The organism is Salegentibacter flavus (assembly GCF_900115145.1).
Lineage (GTDB): Bacteria > Bacteroidota > Bacteroidia > Flavobacteriales > Flavobacteriaceae > Salegentibacter > Salegentibacter flavus.
Genome location: NZ_FOVL01000050.1, coordinates 1 through 1,063 on the forward strand (window position 1 = coordinate 1; position 1,063 = coordinate 1,063).

At 38.9% G+C, this 1,063-nt stretch carries 1 protein-coding gene; it reads left to right on the forward strand.

Going from position 1 to position 1,063, the window contains the following annotated elements; genetic code table 11:
• Positions 1-795 (forward strand): primase-helicase family protein (locus tag BM266_RS16890; RefSeq protein WP_245760486.1); only part of this gene is annotated, 795 nt, incomplete at its 5' end.
• Positions 796-1,063 lie beyond the last annotated feature (268 nt).

The following is a 1,063-nucleotide window of genomic DNA, read 5'->3' on the forward strand; positions in this document are numbered from 1 at the left end:
AAAGCTATTTTCGATAATAACCTGACCTATCTGACCAATGATAATTTCAGCAGTCAGTTTAATGCAGATTGGGCAAACAAGCTGCTCATTTGTATAGATGAAGTACTGTTCAATAAGGAAGAACTCACCGAGCGAATTAAATACTTAAGTACTACCGATTATAATAAACTGGAAGCCAAAGGTAAGGATAAGCGGGAGGTTGAATTCTTTGCAAAGTTTATCCTCTGTAGTAATAATGAAGATAACTTCATAAAGATCGATAGTGACGAAACCCGTTTTTGGGTGCTTAAAATACCTAGCCTTAAAACCGAAGAAATCCAATTTTTAGAGCGACTAAAAGAAGAAATTCCGGCATTCTTATTTTACCTGCAGCACCGGGAATTAGCTACAGCCCATAAAACCCGAATGTGGTTTACTCCGGAGCAGATTAATACCAATGCCCTGAAAAATTTGATGCGCAATAACCGAAACCGTGTGGAAAAAGAATTGGCCAGTATACTCCTTAGCTTGATGGAGACCTTTGATGTAGATGAAGTAAATCTATGTCCTTTGGATGCTCTTCAGGTTTTAAACCGTACACGGATTAGAACAGACCTTACCCAGTTGCGACAAATTCTAAAGAAGGACTGGAAATTAAACAACCAGGATAATTCCCGCAAGTACCAAAAAATGGTCATCTGGCAAGATGGAGGGCTGGAATTAATTCCCACCAAGGGTCGCTACTATACAATTGAAAAATCCTTCTTGCTTCGGCATTTTGAGGATCTGGAAAACGATGAAACGATGCGGGAGTGATGCCGTCTGCCAGCCCACTGTTTATAGGCGCTGCCGTAAGATTCTCACCAATTTGGTTAATGATGATTGCAACTAAAGAAAAAAAGCCTTCAATAATTTCTTCTTTTTTTGATGAATCGATGCCAGATATAAATAAGACCAGTAATACCGGCGGTTTTGCCCCGCATCGTTTCCGCATCACTTTGTCATCAAAAATAAAACGATGCTGAAATTTGAACTCAATTGGTTGGATTTATAGCGAAAACAGCAAAAAATGGAAAAAACAGAA